Source organism: Bacillus sp. JFL15, assembly GCF_001184225.1.
Lineage (GTDB): Bacteria > Bacillota > Bacilli > Bacillales > Bacillaceae > Bacillus > Bacillus siamensis.
Genome location: NZ_KQ236689.1, coordinates 1,826,014 through 1,845,741, shown reverse-complemented (window position 1 = coordinate 1,845,741; position 19,728 = coordinate 1,826,014). Strand labels below are relative to the sequence as shown.

Below are 19,728 nucleotides of genomic sequence, written 5' to 3'. Positions count from 1 at the left end.
ATAACTTCAGAGGGCTTGGTTTACGGCTAAAAAAGAATTTGGAAGAAAAAAAGGCCCCGGGAGATTCTCTTTCTCCGGGGCTTTGAAACGGTTAATTTGTATTTTGTCCGCCGCCGTTCAGACCTTCTTTAATCAGCCCGTTTACTTGGCTGTTCATTAAAAGTCCGATGTGCCCGACACCGTGAATCTGCACGTTTTTCCCGCCGATCAGCCGTGACAGCGGGTTCATGACGATTAAGTCCGCTGAGCTGTAAATCGATGTATACAAAATCTTTTGGTTCGGATCAGTTCCCGGAAGCGCTCTGTTGGTCACAAGACCGTTCGCTCCGCCGAGTGTGACGACGTTTGCGATTTTGTCTCCGCCGTCAAGATTTTTAATGTAATAGAGCGTGTTGGCGCCGCCCATGCTGTGCGCGACGATATCGACTTTTTTCGCGCCCGTTTCGCTGAGCACTTTTTTCACGTAATTTGACAGTCTCGGTGCATTGTGTCTGTTGTTTCCGGTTTTGTCCAGAAAATCAATGGCGTACATCTCATTTCTTGACCAGCCTTGGGATGCCAAGTACGTTTTGATTCCCGCGAAATTAAAGGACGCCCCGCCGATTCCGTGGACCATGACAACCGGGTTATGCTCTGAGGAGGCTTTCGATACGGTCGGCTGGAAGGCAAATACGGAAATGACGGACAGCATGCAGACTGTAAGAATCGCTAGGATTTTGCTTTTGATTTGTTTCATGAACTTTCCTCCTGTTATGTAATTTTTTGCAATTTTCATTCTATTAGAGAAGAAAAGGAAAAAATAGAGTATTTTTTCCTGTTTTCAACAATTGAAAAAGAGGCGGAAAAATGAGGAAGACGCCCCTTTCCCGAAAGCACACTTATACTTTAATACGGCAAACAAAAAAAGGAGAGAACACCTGGTTCTCTTCTCCTAGTACTCATTGAAATAGGTTTGAATCCGCTTAGGGTCATGCGTTTTTGTCAGCGCGAGCATCAGCAGAATCCGCGCTTTTTGAGGGTTGAGAGAGTTTGAAGCTGTCAGATGGTCTTTTTCATACTCTCGATTAGGTGTTACCGCCCCGTTTCCCGTCCTTGTGGAGCGGACGACCGCCAGCCCGCTTTTGACCGACTTTACGGCGCCTTTTTGCGCCGCATCAGACATTGAGCCGTTTCCCGGGCCTGCAAAAATAATGCCTTGCGCTCCTGATTTTGCGGCTGCTTCAAAGAGATAGCTTCCGTCATTTTGATAGCCGTATATAATATCGACCTGCGGCAGTTTATCAAGTTTATCGATCTGGAAATCTGTATCTTTCGTATGCTTTCGGGTCATGATGTTATTAAAATAGATGTCATCAGCAATCGTACCGATATAACCCATTTCTTCCGATTTGAATGTGTCCGTCGCGGTTGTATTGGTTTTTGTCACATATCGCGCCGAAGCGATTCTGTCATTTAATACGACAAGCGTCCCCTTGCCTTTCGCATCAGGCGCAGCCGCGGTTTTTACCGCGTTATATAAGTTGGACGTCCCGTCAGCCCCGATCGCCGTGGACGGCCTCATTGACCCGGCGACCACGACGGGTTTGTCACTTTTGACCGTCAGATTGAGAAAATAGGCGGTTTCCTCAAGTGTGTCTGTTCCATGTGTAATGACAATGCCGTCTGTATCATCAGACTTGAGCAGCTTGTTTACCCGTTTTGAAAGTTTCAGCAGGGTCTCGTTATTCATATTCTGGCTGCCGATATTCACAATCTGTTCTCCGCTGACATGCGCGATCTCCTTCATCTCCGGGACTGCCTGAATCAGGGCATCAACTCCGATTGCCCCTGCGGTGTACTCCGTGGCGGACGTCTTTGAAGGAGCAGCGCCTGCAATTGTGCCGCCGGTGGCAAGAATTTTAATATTCGGCAGTCCGTCTTTTTTTGCTGAGGCTGCGGCTGCCATCTGGTGCGGTGTTTCTTTCGCCTGAGGAGATTGGGAGCAGCCGGCCGCTATGAAGAATAGAGCCGTGATAAATGTAATGAATGGCATGAATTGTTTTTTCATTCTTTTCTCTCCTTTTCTTTATTTATGAAGATTTCCCTCTCATCGGTCAACGCGCTTGTCAGGCAATCTTCCGAAGAAAATAACTGTAAAAACCCTTGACACCGTCATGGGAAATCAAGATAATAGACCAGTCACTATATTTTAAATTTGTCATCAATCAGTAAGGTGGGAACATTATGAGTTATGGAGATTCTCGTGAAAAAATCCTCGCTGCGGCAACCAGGCTGTTTCAGCTTCAGGGGTATTACGGCACGGGACTGAATCAGATTATTAAAGAAAGCGGCGCGCCGAAAGGTTCTCTTTACTATCATTTTCCGGACGGCAAAGAGCAGCTCGCCATTGAGGCTGTCAAAGAAATGAGCCATTATATCCGTATGAAAATAAAAGAAAGCCTTGATGCCTATCCCGACCCTGCGGAAAGCATTCAAGCGTTTTTACAGGACTTATCAAGCCAATTCACATGTCCGGAGAATTTTGAAGGATTTCCTGTCGGTTTACTGGCTGCTGAGACGGCTTTAACGAGCGAAAAGCTCCAGCAGGCCTGTCAATGCGCTTATCAGGAATGGGAGAATCTGTTCGCCGGCAAATTGAGATCAGCCGGGTTTTCCGATGAGAAAGCGGCGGAAATCAGCACTGTTTTAAATGCCATGATAGAAGGCGGCATCATTTTGTCTTTAGCAAAAAAAGACAAAATGCCGATCATCCATATTTCCAAACAAATCCCCAACCTGCTGAAGACATAAAATACAAGAGACATGTTACGTATAGAAAGAGAGGAGAATGTTTTTGGAAAACGCTCAGCCTTCCAAACAATATAAAGTTATGCCGATCATGATTTCTTTGCTGATGGCAGGATTTATCGGCATGTTCAGTGAAACGGCGCTGAATATTGCCCTGACCGACCTGATGAAGGAGCTGCATATCACTCCCGCGACCGTCCAGTGGCTGACGACAGGCTATCTGCTCGTTCTCGGTATTCTTGTCCCGGTTTCAGGTCTGCTTTTGCAATGGTTTACGACGAGACAGCTGTTTATCGTTTCACTCGCTTTTTCCATTATCGGCACGCTGATTGCAGCGCTTGCACCGAGCTTTCCGTTTCTTTTGGCGGCAAGAATCGTGCAGGCTTTAGGAACCGGACTGCTGCTGCCGCTGATGTTTAATACGATCCTCGTCATCTTCCCGCCGCATAAGCGCGGAGCGGCGATGGGGACGATCGGGCTTGTCATCATGTTTGCTCCTGCAATCGGTCCGACGTTTTCAGGGCTTGTGTTAGAGCATTTGAACTGGCATTGGATTTTCTGGATTTCCCTGCCGTTTCTTGTCTTGGCTCTTTTATTCGGCATCGCCTACATGCAGAACGTATCCGACATTACAAAGCCGAAAATTGACGTGCTTTCCATTATTCTGTCTACGATCGGATTCGGCGGCATCGTCTTCGGTTTCAGCAATGCGGGCGAAGGATCAGGCGGCTGGTCAAGCCCGACGGTTATCGGTTCGCTTACTGTCGGTGCGATCGCGCTCATTTTATTCTCCATCAGGCAGCTGAAAATGAAGCAGCCGATGATGAATCTGCGCGCTTTCCGCTATCCGATGTTTATTCTCGGTGTCGTGATTGTATTTATCTGTATGATGGTTATCTTATCAACAATGCTTCTCTTGCCTATGTATTTACAAAGCGGATTGCTGCTGACGGCATTTACGTCCGGGCTCATCCTGCTTCCGGGCGGTATTTTAAACGGATTTATGTCTCCGATAACGGGACGTCTGTTTGATAAATACGGACCGAAGTGGCTTGTCATTCCCGGGTTTGTCATCACGGCAACCGTGCTTTCGTTTTTCTCAAACATTAACGGCGCTTCAACGGCGCTTCTGATTGTCGCGCTTCATACATGCCTGATGATCGGAATTTCCATGATCATGATGCCGGCGCAAACGAACGGCTTAAATCAGCTGCCGCCGGAATTTTATCCGGACGGAACAGCCATTATGAATACGCTCCAGCAGATGGCCGGCGCAATCGGCACTGCGGTGGCGGTCAGCATCATGGCTGCCGGCCAGAAGAATTATATGAGCACCGCGAAAAACCCGAATGATCCTTCCGCATACTCTCACGCGCTGATTGCGGGCGTCCAGCACGCCTTTATCTTCGCGATGATTGTCGCCGTTATCGGTCTGATCAGCGCTTTCTTTATGAAACGGGTCAAAGTGAATCACTCATAAGAAAACAGCAGACTCCCCGCGGGTCTGCTGTTTTTTATATCATGAGCGCTTCAGCCAATTCATCAATCGCAAAGATAAGGTCATCTGCCGTGTTATAGAAATGAGGCGCCAGCCGGATGAGTTGTCCGCTGGGTGCGCATACGATGTTTTTCCGCTTCAAAAGCGCAGCGGTCTCCGCCGCTTTTTCATCCCGTATGGAAATCATGCCGGGTCTGTCATCGGCAGACGGGGGGCCTGTGAGAGTCAGTCCTTTTTCAGAAGCGTATTCATACGCAAATGCGCTGAGTTTTTTTACTTCCCGATGAATGCGGTCTGTGCCGACATCGTTTAAAAGGGATAAAGCCGCCTGTGCCACATATATGCTGATAAATGCCGGGGTTCCGGTCTCAAAGCGTTTGGCTCCGTCCGCATAAGAAAAACGGGTCAAATCCAGCATCGACTCCCGCTGCTGTCCGAACCACCCGGTGACTTTCGGCTTCAGCCGTTCGGCAAGTTCCTTTCTGACATAAAGAAACGCCGTTCCCGGTATGCCGAGCATATACTTTCTCGCGCCCGCAGCGAGCATATCAACTCCCCATTCTTTTACATCAATCGGGATGTGCCCCGCCGATTGATAAGCATCGACAAAAAGAAGCGATCCCTTCTTTGCGGATATCTCGGCAATGCGCTTCATATCCTGGACAAAACCGGATGTATAGGACACATGCGGAACACAGGTGATACGCGTCTGCTCCGTGATATATGTCTCATAACGTTCTAACGGGATCATTCCTTCTTCAGACGGGATGACTGAAAGCTCCATCCCAGTCTGCGCCTTCAGAATGTGGGCGATTGCCGGAAAATCCAATTCCGTATACACCGCCTGCTTCTTTCGGCAATCCGGTAAAGCTGAGACGACGGCAGAGGCGGCAGCCGTTACTGAAGGTAAAATGGCGATTTCTTCAGGCTTAGCGCCGATTAATTTCGCAAATTCACACCTTGCCTGCTCCGCCCATGGCTTCATCCCAGTTTCCGCCGTTCTGAAGCAGGCTTTCCTGGTAGTCATTGATCGCTTTTGAAACCGGCCGGGCAAGAGCGCTTTGGGAGCAGCTGGCGAGCATCGTATGTGTGCGGAGCGCCGGAAATAAAGATCGGTATGGCACCAAAGACGAATTCAAGGCATGTTTCCCCCTTCGGCAGGAATATATGTCCATTATAGAGTATGGTAAAAAGAAAAGGAGGGTTTTGGATGGAGAAAAAAGTATTGCTGACAGGCTTTGACCCCTTCGGCGGGGAAACGGTCAATCCTTCATGGGAAGCGGTCAAACGGCTGGACGGTGCCGCTGAAGGCCCCGCTGTTATCGTATCTGAACAAGTGCCGACCGTTTTTTATAAGTCCCTTGCCGTGCTTCGGGAGGCAATCAAGAAACATCAGCCCGACATTATCATCTGTGCCGGACAGGCAGGCGGCAGAATGCAGATCACGCCGGAACGGGTCGCGATCAACCTGAATGAGGCGCACATACCGGATAACGAAGGGAATCAGCCTGTCGGGGAAGACATTTCTCAAAGCGGTCCCGCGGCCTACTGGACCGGCCTTCCGATCAAACGGATCGTTGAAGAAATAAAAAAGGAAGGCATTCCCGCGGCTGTATCCTACACGGCGGGGACGTTTGTATGCAATCATCTCTTTTACGGGCTGATGGATGAAATCAGCCGCCATCATCCGCACATCCGGGGCGGGTTTATTCACATCCCGTACATTCCGGAGCAAACCTTGCAGAAGTCCGCGCCGAGCCTCAGCCTGGATCACATCACTAAAGCGCTCAAAATCGCCGCGGTGACCGCCGCGGCGCATGAGGACGATATTGAAACCGGCGGAGGCGAGCTTCACTAAGCGGCAGACGCCGCCTCGGCCCATTTCTTCTTTCGGTAAACGATACGGGACAGCGTCACACTGATTTCATAGAGGACGAGCAGCGGAATCATGACGAGAAAGTCAGACATAAAATCCGGCGGCGTAATCAGCACCGAGACGACGATCAGCACGAAATACGAAAGCTTCCTCGCCTTTGCCAGCCGGGATGGGTTCACAATCCCGATCCGCGTCAGAAACATGACGGCCAGAGGCATTTCAAACAAAAACCCGAACGGCAATGTCATGTTAAGCATAAAAGTAAAATACTTGTCCGCCGTAAATACTATGTCAAAATGGCCGGCGGATAATTGTGTTAAAAATCCGAGCACAATCGGAAACAGCACAAAATACCCGAAGGAAATTCCGATAATAAACAAAACCGAAAGCCCCGGAATGTAAAGCAAAGCGGCGCGGCGTTCAAACGGGGTCAAAGCCGGCGCCGTAAAACGCCAGAGCTGAAAGGCCGCAACCGGAATCGCTGCCGTAATGGCGCATATTCCCGCAATCATCATATACACCCATAAAATCTCGCTCGGCCCTAAAACGGCCAGCCTTCCATGCAAATCCTTGATCAGCCAGTCATAAATATCCTGCACAAACCAGCATGCGCCGATAAAAAACACGAGAAAGGCGATAACGGTTTTAATGAGACGCTGCCGGACTTCCTCTAAATGCCCGATCAAGTGGGTTTCTTTTTTATCCAATCGTACATCCTCCTTATATCAAAGAAGGGGCAGAAACGGATCTCTGCCCCCGTGTCAGGATTCAGCCTGCCGTTTTGTCTTTCTCAGCCGTCTGCTTGTCCGGCTCTTCATTTGAGACCAGTGTTTTTGCGGCGCTTTTAAATTCAAGCAGCGTGCGGCCGGCGGCACGGCCGATTTCCGGAAGCTTTGAAGGCCCGAAAATGATCAGAGCGATGACAAAAATCAAGATTAACCCGGGAATGCCGATATTTGAAAACATAAGTATGCCCCCTTATTGTGAAATTTTGGCCCGTTTCTTTCTCATTTGCTTTTCATGCGCACTGTTATGAGCGAAGAAACGATCCTCTTCCACCTCATTTGACTGCTTTAAGCCGCCTGCAACCGCTGCCTGTGAGACCTTCCGAATCCCCGTCTGGTCTTTTTGATAAATGAATGAAGCCCGCGTGGAAACCTCAGCCCCCGGCTCCGTCACATAAGGCACCACTCTGTAATCCGCCCTCCATTGGGCAGGCGTCACCGTACAGCGGACATAGCCGCGGTAATCGTTGAAAAACTTAATATGCGGGTTTTGTTTTAAGATTTGATCCGTATCGGCCCGTTTATCCGCCCCGTTTCCTCCCGATGTGATGGAAGTCCCGACGAATTCGGCTCCGAAGATCTTTGAATTCGTTTGATTAAAATCGGTATGCAGGTTTGACGCCCAGCTTGCATGAACATCACCCGTCAGCACGATGACATTGTTCAGGTTTTTGCTTTTTATAAAATTGATGACCCGCTCCCGCTGCGCCGGGTAGCCGTCCCATGAATCCATGCTGAAAATCGGCTTGTCAGTTGTTCCGAAATTCCATTGCGCGAAAAAGATTTGCTGGGCCAGCACATTCCACTTCGCTTTTGAAGCGGCTAAGTTGTCGAAGAGCCATTGCTCCTGCTCTGTCCCCATCAATGTGCGCTTCGGATCTCTCCACTCATCAGAAGGCGGTTTATTCCCGTCGCCGTTGGCCTGATCATCTCTGTACTGTCTTGTATCAAGCACATTGAACGACGCTAAATTGCCATAAGAAAATTGCCTGTACAGCCGCATATCAGGGCCGTTCGGGAGCGACATGCGCCTGAGCGGCATATGTTCATAATAAGCCTGATAAGCCGCAGCCCTTCTGAGCACAAACGCTTCAACCGATTGGCCTTTTTCGGGAATGACATTGGCATAATTGTTCTCCACCTCATGATCGTCCCAAGTCACGACCCACGGAAATGCGGCGTGGGCGGCTTTCAGATTGGCATCTGAGCGGTATTGGGCGTGACGGTTGCGGTAATCTGAAAGCGTGTACACTTCGGCGCTGCTGTGCGTTCTGACATTCCCCGTCTTTGCCACATATTCGTTCGGCCCGTATTCATAAATGTAATCTCCGAGATGGAATACGAGATCAAGCTCTTCCTTCGCCATATGTTTATACGCCGTATAATAGCCGTGTTCATACTGCTGGCAAGAGGCAAACGCAAACGTCATGGCGGATACGTCAGCACCGGGAGCGGGCAGCGTTTTCGTCCGGCCGACGGGGCTGAGCTCATGCCCGCTTTTAAACCGGTAATAGTACACTTTATTGGGCTTAAGCCCGTCCGCTTCAACATGGACGGAGTGTCCGAGATTCGGTTTAGCCATTTCCGTTCCGCGTTTGACGACATGGCGGAAATGTTCATCAGTGGCGATTTCCCATTTAACCGGAACAGCCTGATTCGGCATTCCTCCCCCATTGAGCGGGTCCGGGGCAAGACGTGTCCAGAGAATGACGCTGTCAGACAGCGGATCACCGGAGGCTACGCCGAGGGTGAACGGATAGTTTGAAAACTTCGGAGCGGCATTCACTTCAAACGCGCCGATGGATTGCGCGATCGCCAGCCCGAGGGAAAGGCCTGCGATTTTCCCGGCGCCCTGTATAAATGCGCGGCGGTCAAACGTATTGTTTTGAAAGCTTTTGTTCTCCAATTCCTTGATCCATTCATCTAAACGGCCGTCATGTGTCATGTCAGTTCCCCTTTCGTCTCATTGATCGCCCCCATTATAGAAAAGAAATGTTAAACCGTTATGAAGAAGTGTGAAGGATTTGTAAGGGCGGAAAGTGATCGGCGGGAGACATTTTTCACATTGTTTCGACAAATCTTTCCCGTCCGGGAGAAAACCCCCTCTGTTTCTGTTTGGCTTTTCATCCGTCAAGCGCACTTTGTTCCTATTTTTCTTCACAAGAAATTAAAAAACACCGTTCATTCTAAGAACGGTGCTCCGGGATTAAAATGTATTGTACACGTTTTCGCACGTTTCCCCTGTCGGCTGATAGAAGCAGTGGGATTTGAATCTGGCGACAAACGGCTGATTGTACCATGTCGGCGGGCAGTTTCCCGGCGGCTTAAAATACCACAGGCTGAATTTAGCCGGCCAAAACCGTTCTCCGCTAATATTCCGGCGGGCAAGCCTCCGCTCAGATTCGCGCGGCCTTTGGTAAAAATATCCGTGAGTCACCGCTTCAAACGCGTGCGGCTGAAACACCATCTGTCTGATGGTGCGCAGGCCTTTAAAATCAGAACAATTCGCCCGCACCCGATTGATTCCCACATTGCCGACCAAAAGCATTCCCTGCTTTCCTTCGCCTTCCGCTTCCGCCCTGAGCAGCCTTGCCATTAGATCGACATCGGCGCTCGACGCTTTTACGACTGCCATCATGACACCTCCCGTTTTTCTCCCTTCATCATATTCAGCCGCGGCCCAGTGATGACAGCCAAAAGCCAGAAAACAAATGTTCACAAAAAAAGGTTTATATTTCACGTGATGAGGAAACATACTAACATGATTTCCATAAGGAGGAATTCGCATGGAACATATTAAAGCGCTTGCCATTAAAGGCATCATGACCATCATCATTCTGTATCTCGTACTCGGCTTAGGTTTTCGCTTTACATTCGGCGACGTGCTGCTGATGACCATTGTGTTGGGAGCTGTTTCCTACTTTACGGGCGATCTGTACGTGCTGCCGAGATGGAATAATATCACGGCGGCGTCCGCTGATTTCGGAATTGCGTTTCTTGTTGTCTGGCTGATGGGAATGCCGCTGTCCATGGGCATTTCAGGAGGAAGACTGGCGTTTGCCGCTCTTATTTCCGCCGTCATCATCGCTGTCGGAGAATATTTTTTCCATATTTATCTGATGAGAAAAGACTTGGGCGGGTCCCGATTTTTAGAGCCTCGGTCCGAATAACGCAAAAAAGGCCGGATAACGGCCCCCTTAAAGGGGGCTTTTTATTTGTAAAGGTATAAACGCTTTATACATCTTGATATAACTGATAAACCCTTTTCAGCCTTTCTTCGAGCTGTTCAAAATGAACAAAGCGGGCTTCTCTCAGAAACTCAGTCCCATCAATGAACAAAAGAAGCACGGGGACAGTGAAGACTGAAAATCTGCCGGCAACCTCTTCTGCCTCGTCAGCATTGATATGCCCCAATTTGATATTCGGAAACTGATCCAATACCTTTCTGAGCTGCGGCAGAACAGCGTGACATACTGTACAGGCGGGTCTTGAAATGTAGATAAAACTGAATTGATGTTGTTTAATAAAATTCTCGATAGAATCTAATGAATGTAAGTCTGTCAGCTCTTTCATCAAAACCCTCCTTCAAATCGGCTCGTCTTTCATGACCAAGCCCATCAATACTCGTACATTCACTATACACATTTATATTGAACATATCCGCTTTTTTGCTATTCAGAGCACCTTAACGTTGTGCTTGAAAAATAAAAGAACAGTTACCGCTTTTCAGTAACTGTTCTTAGATCCTTATATTAAAAATGCAAAGCGTAAGCTCCTGAACCGATGAGTGCAACTCCGATGGAAACTGCAATCAGCACCAAGTTATATTCAAAGCCGCCGGCACCGTTCGCAAACCCTTTCGCTCCATGAACTTTTACAATGGCACCTAACATAATAATCGTTATGATAGCAGCTCCAAGCGGGAGGAATACACCTAAAATAAATAAAATTCCGCTTGCGAGTTCCCCGAGACCTGATAAAGCGGCCGCGGCATTACCTGGTTTAACTCCAATTGACTCGAACCATTGTCCGGTTCCTTTAATCCCGTATCCGCCAAACCAGCCGAATAATTTTTGTGATCCATAAAACAGAAACACCACACCAATCATGATTCGAATAAGTAATAGTCCTGCATCTTCCATTTTTATCTCTCCTTATTTTTCATATTATATGATGTCTGCAAGACAGCTGTTTACCAACAGCCGCTTCCAGCAAACATCTGTTAAATGTATGTCTTTTTATTTTTCTTCATGCTTCACGTTCATCTATAAATCAATCTAGTTCTCTCACTTCAAACGGCAGCAGCCCTTGTTCAATTTGTGCCCGGTGCGGTTCATACTGCTCAGGGAGCATCAATTTCCCGCCCATTGTTTCTTGTGACTCATCATGGGCAAAGCCCGGCGGATCAGTGGCGATCTCAAATAAGATTTCCCCATGTTCTCTGAAGTAAACCGCATTAAAATAGTTTCTATCCTGAACAGGAGTCACACCATATCCGTGCGCAGCAATGAATCTTTGCCAATCTAATTGATCTTCATCATCCTGAGCCCGCCAAGCGATGTGATGGACCGTGCCGACACCCATTTGTCCGCGGCCGATAGGCGTTAATTTCAGATCAATCACATTTCCGATATCACCGGCAGAACGATAACGAACGAAGTCTCCTTCTTTGCCGACTCGCTCAAGCCCCATGATGTTTTCTAACAATTCACCTGTTTTTTCAGGCTGTGCTGATAACAGGGTTGCACCGCCAAAGCCTTTAATGGCAACATCCGGGGTTACATCTCCGAAAGTCCACGTATTGGCGTCCCCTGCTTCTCTTTCCACGATTTCTAAATGCAGGCCATGCGGGTCATCAAATTCTATATATTGTTCTCCAAAACGCTCGATTTTGGTGTATGGCACGTTGAACTTTTCAAGTCTCTTTTCCCAAAATGCCATAGCACCCCTCGGCACAACGTAAGATGTCACGCCGACCTGTCCGTCTCCAATGATGCCTTGGCGGGCGCCCGCCCACGGAAAGAAGGTGATGATTGTTCCCGGCTTCCCGCCTTCATCCCCAAAATAAAGGTGATACGTTGCCGGATCATCAAAATTGACCGTTTGCTTGACCAATCGCAGCCCCAGCACTCCAGCGTAGAAATCAGCATTCTCTTGAGGATGACCGACAATTGCTGTAATATGATGGATTCCCATCGTTTTTTTAGCCATTTTTATCCGCCCCTTTACAAATAGTTAAATATACTCCACAAACTCATTCACAGGCTTTCGGTAGCCGCGCGGCCTTCTGCTTTCTGTTTTTTCTTTCCCGATTGTAATCATCATGACAACCTCAAATTGATCATCTATATTCAAAATCTCTTTCACGGCTTCAGCATCAAACCCTATCATCGGACAGGTGTCCCAGCCTTTTTCCTTAGCACTCAGCATAAACATCATCGCAGAAAGTGAAGCATTTCTTATCGCCTCATCTCTCTTAAATGGTTCTCCCCTGTTTTCATAAAACGATACGGTGTCTTGAACCATGTGATCATACTCTTGTTTATTTAATACCCCCAGCATCTTCAACCCTTCATAGATGTCAGCCGCTTGCTGATATGCCTGCTTATCCCCTAAAACCAAAAGAACCGCTGATGAGCTAAACACTTTATATTGTCCGTTTGCGGCCTGCTTCAGCTTTTCTTTTACATCCGGGTTAAGAACTGTCACATATTTTGTATGCTGCAAATTAAAAGCTGATGGAGCCAACGCAACCAATTCAAACATTTCGTTGAGTTCATCTCTTGTGATTGGATGATCTGGAAGAAAGTTGCTTGCAGATCTTCTTTCATTCACTAGCTGTACAAATTCAGCCATTTCTCTCGCACTCCCTTTTATCTCGAATTCGAGATATTATCGTATAAAAAATCAAATAACATATGATCAAAAAACGAAACGTTCTCTTCACTGATCTTTTCATGATTCAAAAGATCAGCAGGTTCTTATCCTGCACACTAATTAAATTATCTCGAATTAAAATATCTTGAATTCAAGATAATAATAAAGGATAAATACTTAAATGTCAACAGATCATTTTTAAATTCAGCGCCATTTTGTCTGTGTACTGTTTAGCCCTGCTCCAACTTTTTTTCTGTCACCTTATTTATTAGTAAACAGGAAAAAACCTTGCTATAGACCCACTCGAAACTGAATTGATATGATAAGCAAAGTGATTACACAAGAAAGGATACGGAGAGCGAATCAAAAGCGCTCCTCTTTTTTTGCGCAGTTTTATAGGAGGACAAAATGACAAGTGAAAGAGAACAAATAAGCAAAAAAGTTGCTTTGATTGCATTGATAGCCAATCTGATCTTAATGGCAGGAAAGATCTTTTTTGGACTGATAGGCGATAGTGAAGCCGTTTTTGCCGACGGTATACACTCTGCAGCGGATGTCGTGGCTTCGATTGCTGTCCTGGCCGTCATCGGCATTTCTAATAAGCCGCCCGATCAAGACCATCCTTTCGGGCATGGCAAAGCTGAGGTCATCAGCGAAGCGATTGTAGGAATCATATTAGTGCTCGTTTCTGTGTATATTCTAATAGAAGCGATTTCGTCCTTTGTTGAAGGTCCAAGCGTTCCGCAATACAGCGCATTGTTTGCGGCTCTGATATCCTACGCGGCTAAGCAGATCTTATATCGTTATTCGATCAAACAAGGAGAAAAATGGAACAGTAAAGCGATTATAGCGATTGCATACGATCATAAAGGCGATATCGTTGCCTCTCTTGCCGCTTTTATCGGCGTCCTATTGGCGATTATCGGGAATACCCGCGGATGGTCCTATCTGTTGTACGCCGATGCAATTGCCAGTGTCATCGTGGCGTACCTCATTTTTAAGATTTCAATGGAATTAATCAGGCCGTCTGTTGACGTTCTCATGGAAAAAAGTGTTGATCCCGAACTGATAGAGGAATATAAAGCGGTTATTTTGCATTGTCCTCAAGTCAAACGGCTCGATAAAATCCGAGCGAGAGAACACGGCCACTATAAATTGCTTGATGTCCGGTTATCTTTGGATCATGATTTGACGATTAAGCAGGGACACGATATTGCCCGCGAAATCCGAAATGAAATCAAAAGACATTTTTCAGATGTTGAAGAAGTGCTCATCCATGTCAATCCTTATTTTGAAGAATGAAAAAGCAGCTTGTAGAGAACATGATGTTTCTCTACAAGCTTTTTTCTTTTGTCCTGTTTCTTTCCATATTCATTTGATTTCAGGCGCAGAAAAAGCACTCCCGCATGCCCAGACTTGCTTAGCTGGGTATGTGGCAACTTTTCAACGATGAAAGAGAAGTCTATGCATTTATCAATTTTTCAAAGCAGATGATCTTCTTCGACGAGTTGGTCAAGCAGAACGAATGAATTTCTTGTGTGGAACATGAGAAAGACACCGTTCTTTTCAGTCTTTCTTTTATTTTAAGGGAAAAATAAAGGCTGTCGAGATTTTCTCGACAGCCTGAAGGCCGGATAACGGCCTTTTTCGTTTGATTTCACTGATCAAGATGCTTTTTGATAAAATACAGCAGCGTGTTTCCCTGAGCCGTCAAAATGACCCCCTTCGCGCCGCACTTCGGGCAGGGCGCGCCTTCCTTCTCCGCCCCGGTTCCTTCACAATGCGGACAGGTGAGTTCAAGATCGTCGGTGGCGATCACCATGAATATCCCTCCTTTTTTGATTGTTTGTCCGTCTCCAGTCACTTTCCATGGCCATCACCTCCTTAACGATACAAAAAAACCCCGTCCATCAAAGGACGAGGTTTTCGCGGTGCCACCTTTATTAACGGCTGTAAAGCCTTCACTCAAAAAGTACAGAAACACACGGTTTCAATACTCCTTTCTTGATAACGGGGAAAGAATCCCGGCACCGCCTACTGTCATTTCAGCGCAGCAATTCAGAAGCCCATTCGGCACCGGACGGGGATCGGTTCACAGCGGCCACCGACTCTCTGAACCCCGCGCGCTGATGCGTACTTACTCTTCCTCAGCATTGTTCATCCGTTCGTTTATTTTAACATGTATCATACGCTGTCTTCCGGGCGAAGTCAATAACCTTTCGAATCGGACAGGCCGAGCATTTCCCGCGCCATTTGCATATGTTCTTCTTGCCCCGTTTGAAGCGCGAACTTCGCTGTTTCCACAGGATAGGCTGCCTGCCATTCTGTTACATGCTCCTGCATTTTCGGCCAGACGCGCCCGCCTTCAGCTTCGTAGCTCTTCATCAGACGTTTCGTTTCTTTTTCTCCTAATATTAATTGATAAAGAACAAAATCTTTGGCCGGATCGGCAACCTTTGCCTCCGTCCAATCGAGGAGACCCGTCACACGCTGATTTTCGCCGATTAAAATATGCGGAGGATGCAAGTCACCATGGATCAGCGCGGAAAAATCAGGCCAGTACGAACTGTCATTTATCCATGTTTGCCATCTTTGCCAAAGCTGTTCTGAGACCCCGATTTCTTTTTTTATATGATCCATTGATTCCGCCGCCCTTTGCCTGACGTCATCCGGTTTTATGATTTCGATTCCGGATCTGGAGGCCGCATCCGGGTCTGCTCCGTGCAGCCCGGCTAATGCCGCGGCAAGCGAGCCGACAAAACCGTCTGAAGGCGGCTCGTGTTCCATGTTCCAGACATACTGTTTCTTATCCAGATCAATTGCGGCAGCGGGTTTTCCGTCCAGTTTCGGATAAGCGATCAGTTCCGGTGTATGAACCCGCCAATCGGGCACTGATACCGCGGCATGGCTGCGGAGAAACACGAGAACATCGCTTTCTGCAGCCGCTCTTTCGATAACATCGGGACGGCGCGGCTTTCGGAGCACCCATGTCACGCCGCTGTCATCTTCAGCAAATACGACTTGGAAGTCCATACCCGTTTCATTTATGTCCGCCCCTTCATGTTTTAACCGTAAGCCATTTTCCTTTGCGATGTTCAGAACGGATTCTATTTCCCTTTGTTTTGTCATCTTGTTTCCCCATTTCCCTTATTTACTGACACAGAGCTTCGCCTGAGGCGGAGGAGAAAGAGATATGTGAAGACGCCAAAAAGAGGGCGGCATAATCGCCGCCCCCTCACTATTACTGTCAGGTTCCTTATTCAGGCAGACAATCCCGGTTTCCTCCGCACTCAAGGCAGAGACTTTGACACTATTTCATTAGTGCGAAAACCGGAATTTGATCAGCCATCAGGATCCCTCCGTCCCTTCTTAGTTAATATTATTTTACACAAAAACCTTATATACGTAAACCCTATTTATCAGCTTACCTGCTCCCTCCGCTGACAAACTTCGATCCTTCGCGTAAATCTTTCGCCTCCAAAAAGAAGACGTGAATAAATTTTTTCATATTCACTTTAACCGGAGAAAGCGGAACGGTTTCTTTCGCCTGCATTTCTTTCATTCTCTTGCTGACAGCAGGGAAATCAAAGAATTTCGAGGCGTAATATTCAAATTTGGGGTTTGAAAAATCAGTTGTGCCCAATGAGGCGAAATGGTTTAACGAATGAATAATCGCTCTTCTGATCCGCTGTTCGGAGGCTTTTGTCTCCCTGCTGATGTCTGCTTCCGACGCCGCGGGTCCCAGTTTCCGCAGCGCGACGTTTGTAAACACTCGCTTCAGCGACGGGACGCTTTTTTGCGCCTGCTCATCCTCAAATAAAAAATGCAGCACGGCCATCAGGTCGTGCGCGCCGCTTTCTCCCACAATCCCTAGTTCTGATAACAGAAATTTCCCGGTCTCTTTCACGGATTTTTCGCAGGATTTAAAAGAGCGGCTTTGCTGCGGTTCATTGCGCTGAACAAGCCGTCTTAGCGAATTTTGGATGTCGCCGATCGAGGTTTCCAGTTCGATCCGCTCTTTCACTTTTCGGAGCACGGTGATGATTTCAATTTTGTTGATCGGTTTGTGGATAAAATATTCAATACCGAGAGAATAGGCTTCCCCCACCATTTCCTTCGCTTCCACCTGGGATATCATCACCGTTTTCCCGGTGTACGAATCCTGAAGATGCCGTATCGTCTCAATCCCGTCCCGCCCCGGCATCAGCAGGTCAATTAATAAAATATCGACTTGTTTAAAATGGAGATAATGCCCTTCAATCTGGCTTCCGTCCTCCGCCTCGCCGACGACTTCGCCTAAGTCCTCATCTTCAATGATCTGTCTTAAAATGGAACGGATCGCCCGGTCATCATCAGCTATAAAAAAGCGCATTATGAACTCACCCTTTCTGCAATTAAATGCCTCACCGGCAGCTGAATCGTAAATATGACGCCTTTTGGCTTGTTGTGAAAGGAGATGCCGCCTTCAAGTTCGGTTACGATTTCCTTCACGTATGAAAGCCCGATGCCCGTTGAAGGGGTGCCGAATTCATCGTATTTGGACGTAAATCCGGGATCATAGATTACCTCTCCGATTTTTTCCGAAATGCCGGGACCGTCATCTTCCGCCTGAAATTCGGCCATCTCCCCCTCCGCCCTGCGCAGCGTGAGGCGGATCTCACCTCTGTCCCCCATGGCCTCTACGGCATTGGCGGTCAGGTTATTCAAGATCGACAGAACGGTAAAGACGTGATAATCGGGATGATCTCCTTCAATCACGCTCCGGAACTGAATATCCTTGCCTAAAGATTCGGCGTATTTTTCATTGATTCGGAGGACGATTCCGATCAGAGCGGCGGCATCCATGTAATCCCGGAATCTCTCATTTGAAATCAACTTCGACAGGCCGGCGAATATCCGCTGATTGTCTTTTTTCACTTCATGGATTTCTCCCGCAAGGCGCAGCATTCGGCTGCCGAGCTCCCGGTCGTTCCCGCTCATTTCCCGATACAGCTGATAGGATTCTTTCGTCACATGCTCCGTCGTTTTCAGCGTTTTTTTCAAATGAATCGTTTCTTCGTATAAGTTAGACACAATCATCAGCATGTGCTCATGCTGCTTTCTCGTTTGCTTTTCCCTGACCTGGGATTCGTGCAGCTTCATCACGTTGAAAAAACTCAGCACAATAAATGTGTGAGAAATGGCGATGACCGCAATATCTGCCAGTTTGTCCGGCATCATAATCAGCCGGCCTCCTGAAAACTGAACCGCCATTTCAACGGTGTCGGAAGCGATTTCAATGAGAAAACCGAGGAATCCGATCATGAGCGGCCGATCCCGAAAGAACCTGACCCTCAGCACATAAAACAAGCAGGCATATGTAAAGTAAAAAAAGAAACTGGGATATTGGCTGAAAAAAGCCTCCGTAAAGCCGGCATGATCTCCTCCCCAGCACGCCAGGCCGATCCGGAATGCCACAACGGCTGCACCTGTCAACAGCCCTGACAATACTGCCGGCACATGCCGCAGCAGCAGCAGAAAAAAGAAAAAAGCCGGGGCGCCGAAGCTGATCCGGTACACCTCATTCAGGGGGTAAAATTTTAGTTCCCCCGCCAGCGGCACGGTGATCAGCATAAGTGCGAAAAGATAGCCGTCTTTTTTTAGTAAATAGTCGAGCCTGATCACAATCACTTCCTTCTTCTATCTATTTTGAATAAGACCGAGTGAGTCCGCAAATTTCTTTAGACCCGTATGGCGGGACGTTCCTGCTGATTTATAAATCTATCGGCTTATTTTAAGAATGATTTTGTCGTATTTTATATGATTCTGTAGATGTCATTATACATTAACATGGAACACGCTATATTTGAAAACGTTTTCCAAGACCGGTTTCCGCTTGGGGACAGGCTTGTAATAGAGGAGGAATGTTATGAAAGATATGGTCAGAGAGCGCCTTGAAAAAGAGGAACTGGCTTCACTTTTACAAGATTGGGTCGAACATTACCGACCGTTTTCCGTCAATGGAAAAAGCGCAAATTATATCCCCGCCCTCGGAGAAATCAACGACTCTCAGCTGGGCATTTGCATATTAGAGCCGGATGGCTCAATGATTCATGCCGGTGAATGGAATGTGCCGTTCACATTGCAGAGCATCTCAAAAGTCATCAGCTTTATTGCCGCCTGCATGTCCAGGGGCATTCCTTATGTGCTCGATCGTGTCGACGTGGAGCCGACAGGTGATGCGTTTAATTCTATCATCCGGCTTGAAATCCATAAACCCGGGAAGCCCTTCAACCCGATGATCAATGCCGGCGCCATTACCGTCGCCTCGCTTCTTCCCGGTGAAACGGCGCATGATAAATTGGAATATCTCTTTTCCGTTTTTGAAAAATTGATAGGAAAACGGCCTCACATACACGAGGAGGTCTTCCGCTCTGAATGGCAGACCGCACACCGGAACAGAGCGCTCGCCTACTATTTAAAAGAAACGAACTTTCTCGAGGCGGATGTCGAAGAAACGCTTGAAGTGTATTTAAAGCAATGCGCCATGGAGGGGACAACCGAGGACATCGCTTTGATCGGATTGATTCTTGCGCATGACGGCTACCATCCGATCCGCCGGGAACAGGTCATTCCGAAAGATGTCGCAAAACTCGCCAAAGCCCTGATGCTGACGTGCGGGATGTACAATGCGTCAGGAAAATATGCGGCTTTCGTCGGCGTCCCGGCCAAAAGCGGGGTATCCGGCGGCATTATGGCATTGGTTCCCCCAAGCGCCAGAAGAGAACAGCCTTTTCATAACGGCTGCGGCATCGGCATTTACGGTCCGGCCATTGATGAATACGGCAACAGCCTGACCGGCGGCATGCTGCTGAAACATATCGCACAGGAGTGGGAGCTCAGTATTTTTTAATCAAACGAACCAA

At 47.7% G+C, this 19,728-nt stretch carries 20 protein-coding genes, 1 pseudogene and 1 other annotated feature; of the genes and pseudogenes, 6 read left to right on the top strand and 15 right to left on the bottom strand.

Annotated elements, in window-relative coordinates; genetic code table 11:
- Positions 1–91: 91 nt before the first annotated feature.
- Positions 92–736 (bottom strand): lipase EstA, encoded by a 645-nt coding sequence (locus AD710_RS09350; protein WP_016936851.1) that lies wholly within the window; start codon positions 734–736, stop codon positions 92–94.
- Positions 737–931: 195 nt separating this feature from the next.
- Positions 932–2,047, bottom strand: coding sequence for a type II asparaginase (locus AD710_RS09345; protein ID WP_049627835.1), 1,116 nt, complete (start codon positions 2,045–2,047; stop codon positions 932–934).
- Positions 2,048–2,223: 176 nt separating this feature from the next.
- On the opposite strand from AD710_RS09345, the gene AD710_RS09340 reads away from it, so the two are divergent.
- The gene (locus AD710_RS09340) at positions 2,224–2,790 is read left to right on the top strand and encodes a transcriptional regulator LmrA (RefSeq protein ID WP_016936853.1); all 567 of its coding nucleotides are present in this window, start codon (positions 2,224–2,226) and stop codon (positions 2,788–2,790) included.
- Positions 2,791–2,827: 37 nt separating this feature from the next.
- Positions 2,828–4,267, top strand: a complete 1,440-nt coding sequence (lmr(B), locus tag AD710_RS09335) for a lincomycin efflux MFS transporter Lmr(B) (RefSeq protein ID WP_032864767.1) — start codon at positions 2,828–2,830, stop codon at positions 4,265–4,267.
- A gap of 34 nt (positions 4,268–4,301) precedes the next feature.
- Here lmr(B) and AD710_RS09330 read toward each other — a convergent pair.
- A pseudogene (locus tag AD710_RS09330) lies at positions 4,302–5,424 on the bottom strand (aminotransferase class V-fold PLP-dependent enzyme).
- 71 nt (positions 5,425–5,495) lie between these two features.
- Between AD710_RS09330 and pcp the strand changes: the two are divergent.
- Complete coding sequence (gene pcp, locus AD710_RS09325; protein WP_049627834.1) at positions 5,496–6,143, top strand: pyroglutamyl-peptidase I; 648 nt, start codon at positions 5,496–5,498, stop codon at positions 6,141–6,143.
- Here pcp and tatC read toward each other — a convergent pair.
- The 4 genes from tatC to AD710_RS09305 all read right to left on the bottom strand — a co-directional run bounded on the left by tatC (position 6,140) and on the right by AD710_RS09305 (position 9,581).
- The gene (gene tatC / locus AD710_RS09320; RefSeq protein WP_049627833.1) at positions 6,140–6,868 is read right to left on the bottom strand and encodes a twin-arginine translocase subunit TatC; all 729 of its coding nucleotides are present in this window, start codon (positions 6,866–6,868) and stop codon (positions 6,140–6,142) included. The two genes, pcp and tatC, sit on opposite strands and share 4 nt — an antisense overlap.
- A 61-nt stretch (positions 6,869–6,929) precedes the next feature.
- Positions 6,930–7,127 (bottom strand): twin-arginine translocase TatA/TatE family subunit, encoded by a 198-nt coding sequence (locus AD710_RS09315; protein ID WP_003156681.1) that lies wholly within the window; start codon positions 7,125–7,127, stop codon positions 6,930–6,932.
- A gap of 12 nt (positions 7,128–7,139) precedes the next feature.
- Positions 7,140–8,891, bottom strand: a complete 1,752-nt coding sequence (locus AD710_RS09310; RefSeq protein WP_049627832.1) for an alkaline phosphatase D family protein — start codon at positions 8,889–8,891, stop codon at positions 7,140–7,142.
- A gap of 261 nt (positions 8,892–9,152) precedes the next feature.
- A complete protein-coding gene (locus AD710_RS09305) occupies positions 9,153–9,581 on the bottom strand; it encodes a cell wall hydrolase (RefSeq protein WP_029575244.1) in 429 nt (142 codons plus the stop codon).
- 151 nt (positions 9,582–9,732) lie between these two features.
- Between AD710_RS09305 and AD710_RS09300 the strand changes: the two genes are divergently transcribed.
- A complete protein-coding gene (locus tag AD710_RS09300) occupies positions 9,733–10,116 on the top strand; it encodes a YndM family protein (protein WP_045926307.1) in 384 nt (127 codons plus the stop codon).
- 64 nt (positions 10,117–10,180) lie between these two features.
- Here the strand turns inward: AD710_RS09300 and AD710_RS09295 are convergent, their stop codons facing one another.
- From AD710_RS09295 to AD710_RS09280, 4 genes are all read right to left on the bottom strand, one after another.
- Positions 10,181–10,519, bottom strand: a complete 339-nt coding sequence (locus AD710_RS09295) for a thioredoxin family protein (protein ID WP_045926308.1) — start codon at positions 10,517–10,519, stop codon at positions 10,181–10,183.
- A 179-nt stretch (positions 10,520–10,698) separates the two neighbouring features.
- Positions 10,699–11,088, bottom strand: a complete 390-nt coding sequence (locus tag AD710_RS09290; protein ID WP_007609195.1) for a DoxX family protein — start codon at positions 11,086–11,088, stop codon at positions 10,699–10,701.
- Between the two features lie 130 nt (positions 11,089–11,218).
- Positions 11,219–12,157 carry a ring-cleaving dioxygenase gene (locus AD710_RS09285; RefSeq protein ID WP_016936863.1) on the bottom strand — a complete coding sequence of 313 codons (939 nt, stop codon included), beginning with the start codon at positions 12,155–12,157 and terminating at the stop codon, positions 11,219–11,221.
- A 24-nt stretch (positions 12,158–12,181) separates the two neighbouring features.
- Positions 12,182–12,802 carry a nitroreductase family protein gene (locus AD710_RS09280; protein WP_016936864.1) on the bottom strand — a complete coding sequence of 207 codons (621 nt, stop codon included), beginning with the start codon at positions 12,800–12,802 and terminating at the stop codon, positions 12,182–12,184.
- Positions 12,803–13,231: 429 nt separating this feature from the next.
- Between AD710_RS09280 and AD710_RS09275 the strand changes: the two genes are divergently transcribed.
- Positions 13,232–14,125 (top strand): cation diffusion facilitator family transporter, encoded by an 894-nt coding sequence (locus tag AD710_RS09275; protein ID WP_016936865.1) that lies wholly within the window; start codon positions 13,232–13,234, stop codon positions 14,123–14,125.
- Between the two features lie 355 nt (positions 14,126–14,480).
- Here AD710_RS09275 and AD710_RS09270 read toward each other — a convergent pair whose 3' ends face one another.
- The 4 genes from AD710_RS09270 to AD710_RS09255 all read right to left on the bottom strand — a co-directional run bounded on the left by AD710_RS09270 (position 14,481) and on the right by AD710_RS09255 (position 18,487).
- Positions 14,481–14,645: a tryptophan RNA-binding attenuator protein inhibitory protein gene (locus AD710_RS09270; protein ID WP_016936867.1), complete on the bottom strand. Its 165-nt coding sequence runs from the start codon at positions 14,643–14,645 to the stop codon at positions 14,481–14,483.
- Between the two features lie 88 nt (positions 14,646–14,733).
- Positions 14,734–14,983 (bottom strand) — a binding site (T-box leader).
- 48 nt (positions 14,984–15,031) lie between these two features.
- A complete protein-coding gene (locus AD710_RS09265) occupies positions 15,032–15,952 on the bottom strand; it encodes a macrolide 2'-phosphotransferase (RefSeq protein WP_049627831.1) in 921 nt (306 codons plus the stop codon).
- Positions 15,953–16,247: 295 nt separating this feature from the next.
- Entirely contained in the window at positions 16,248–17,195 is a 948-nt protein-coding gene (locus AD710_RS09260) for a glutamine utilization two-component system response regulator GlnL (RefSeq protein ID WP_049627830.1), read from the bottom strand.
- A complete protein-coding gene (locus AD710_RS09255) occupies positions 17,195–18,487 on the bottom strand; it encodes a two-component system sensor histidine kinase GlnK (protein ID WP_049627829.1) in 1,293 nt (430 codons plus the stop codon). The genes AD710_RS09260 and AD710_RS09255 overlap by 1 nt, the downstream gene beginning before the upstream one ends.
- Positions 18,488–18,731: 244 nt before the next feature.
- On the opposite strand from AD710_RS09255, the gene AD710_RS09250 reads away from it, so the two are divergent.
- Positions 18,732–19,715, top strand: coding sequence for a glutaminase (locus AD710_RS09250; protein ID WP_016936871.1), 984 nt, complete (start codon positions 18,732–18,734; stop codon positions 19,713–19,715).
- The last annotated feature ends 13 nt before the right edge of the window (positions 19,716–19,728 follow it).

Excerpts from the sequence above, each read along its gene's own strand:
- AD710_RS09285 (WP_016936863.1), bottom strand. The coding sequence starts at position 12,157 with ATGGCTAAAAAAACGATGGGAATCCATCATATTACAGCAATTGTCGGT.
- AD710_RS09265 (WP_049627831.1), bottom strand. The coding sequence starts at position 15,952 with ATGACAAAACAAAGGGAAATAGAATCCGTTCTGAACATCGCAAAGGAA.
- AD710_RS09300 (WP_045926307.1), top strand. The coding sequence starts at position 9,733 with ATGGAACATATTAAAGCGCTTGCCATTAAAGGCATCATGACCATCATC.
- AD710_RS09345 (WP_049627835.1), bottom strand. The coding sequence starts at position 2,047 with ATGAAAAAACAATTCATGCCATTCATTACATTTATCACGGCTCTATTC.
- AD710_RS09310 (WP_049627832.1), bottom strand. The coding sequence starts at position 8,891 with ATGACACATGACGGCCGTTTAGATGAATGGATCAAGGAATTGGAGAAC.
- AD710_RS09250 (WP_016936871.1), top strand. The coding sequence starts at position 18,732 with ATGAAAGATATGGTCAGAGAGCGCCTTGAAAAAGAGGAACTGGCTTCA.
- AD710_RS09260 (WP_049627830.1), bottom strand. The coding sequence starts at position 17,195 with ATGCGCTTTTTTATAGCTGATGATGACCGGGCGATCCGTTCCATTTTA.
- AD710_RS09270 (WP_016936867.1), bottom strand. The coding sequence starts at position 14,645 with ATGGTGATCGCCACCGACGATCTTGAACTCACCTGTCCGCATTGTGAA.
- AD710_RS09315 (WP_003156681.1), bottom strand. The coding sequence starts at position 7,127 with ATGTTTTCAAATATCGGCATTCCCGGGTTAATCTTGATTTTTGTCATC.
- AD710_RS09350 (WP_016936851.1), bottom strand. The coding sequence starts at position 736 with ATGAAACAAATCAAAAGCAAAATCCTAGCGATTCTTACAGTCTGCATG.
- AD710_RS09275 (WP_016936865.1), top strand. The coding sequence starts at position 13,232 with ATGACAAGTGAAAGAGAACAAATAAGCAAAAAAGTTGCTTTGATTGCA.
- AD710_RS09290 (WP_007609195.1), bottom strand. The coding sequence starts at position 11,088 with ATGGAAGATGCAGGACTATTACTTATTCGAATCATGATTGGTGTGGTG.
- AD710_RS09340 (WP_016936853.1), top strand. The coding sequence starts at position 2,224 with ATGAGTTATGGAGATTCTCGTGAAAAAATCCTCGCTGCGGCAACCAGG.
- AD710_RS09280 (WP_016936864.1), bottom strand. The coding sequence starts at position 12,802 with ATGGCTGAATTTGTACAGCTAGTGAATGAAAGAAGATCTGCAAGCAAC.
- pcp (WP_049627834.1), top strand. The coding sequence starts at position 5,496 with ATGGAGAAAAAAGTATTGCTGACAGGCTTTGACCCCTTCGGCGGGGAA.
- AD710_RS09305 (WP_029575244.1), bottom strand. The coding sequence starts at position 9,581 with ATGGCAGTCGTAAAAGCGTCGAGCGCCGATGTCGATCTAATGGCAAGG.
- AD710_RS09295 (WP_045926308.1), bottom strand. The coding sequence starts at position 10,519 with ATGAAAGAGCTGACAGACTTACATTCATTAGATTCTATCGAGAATTTT.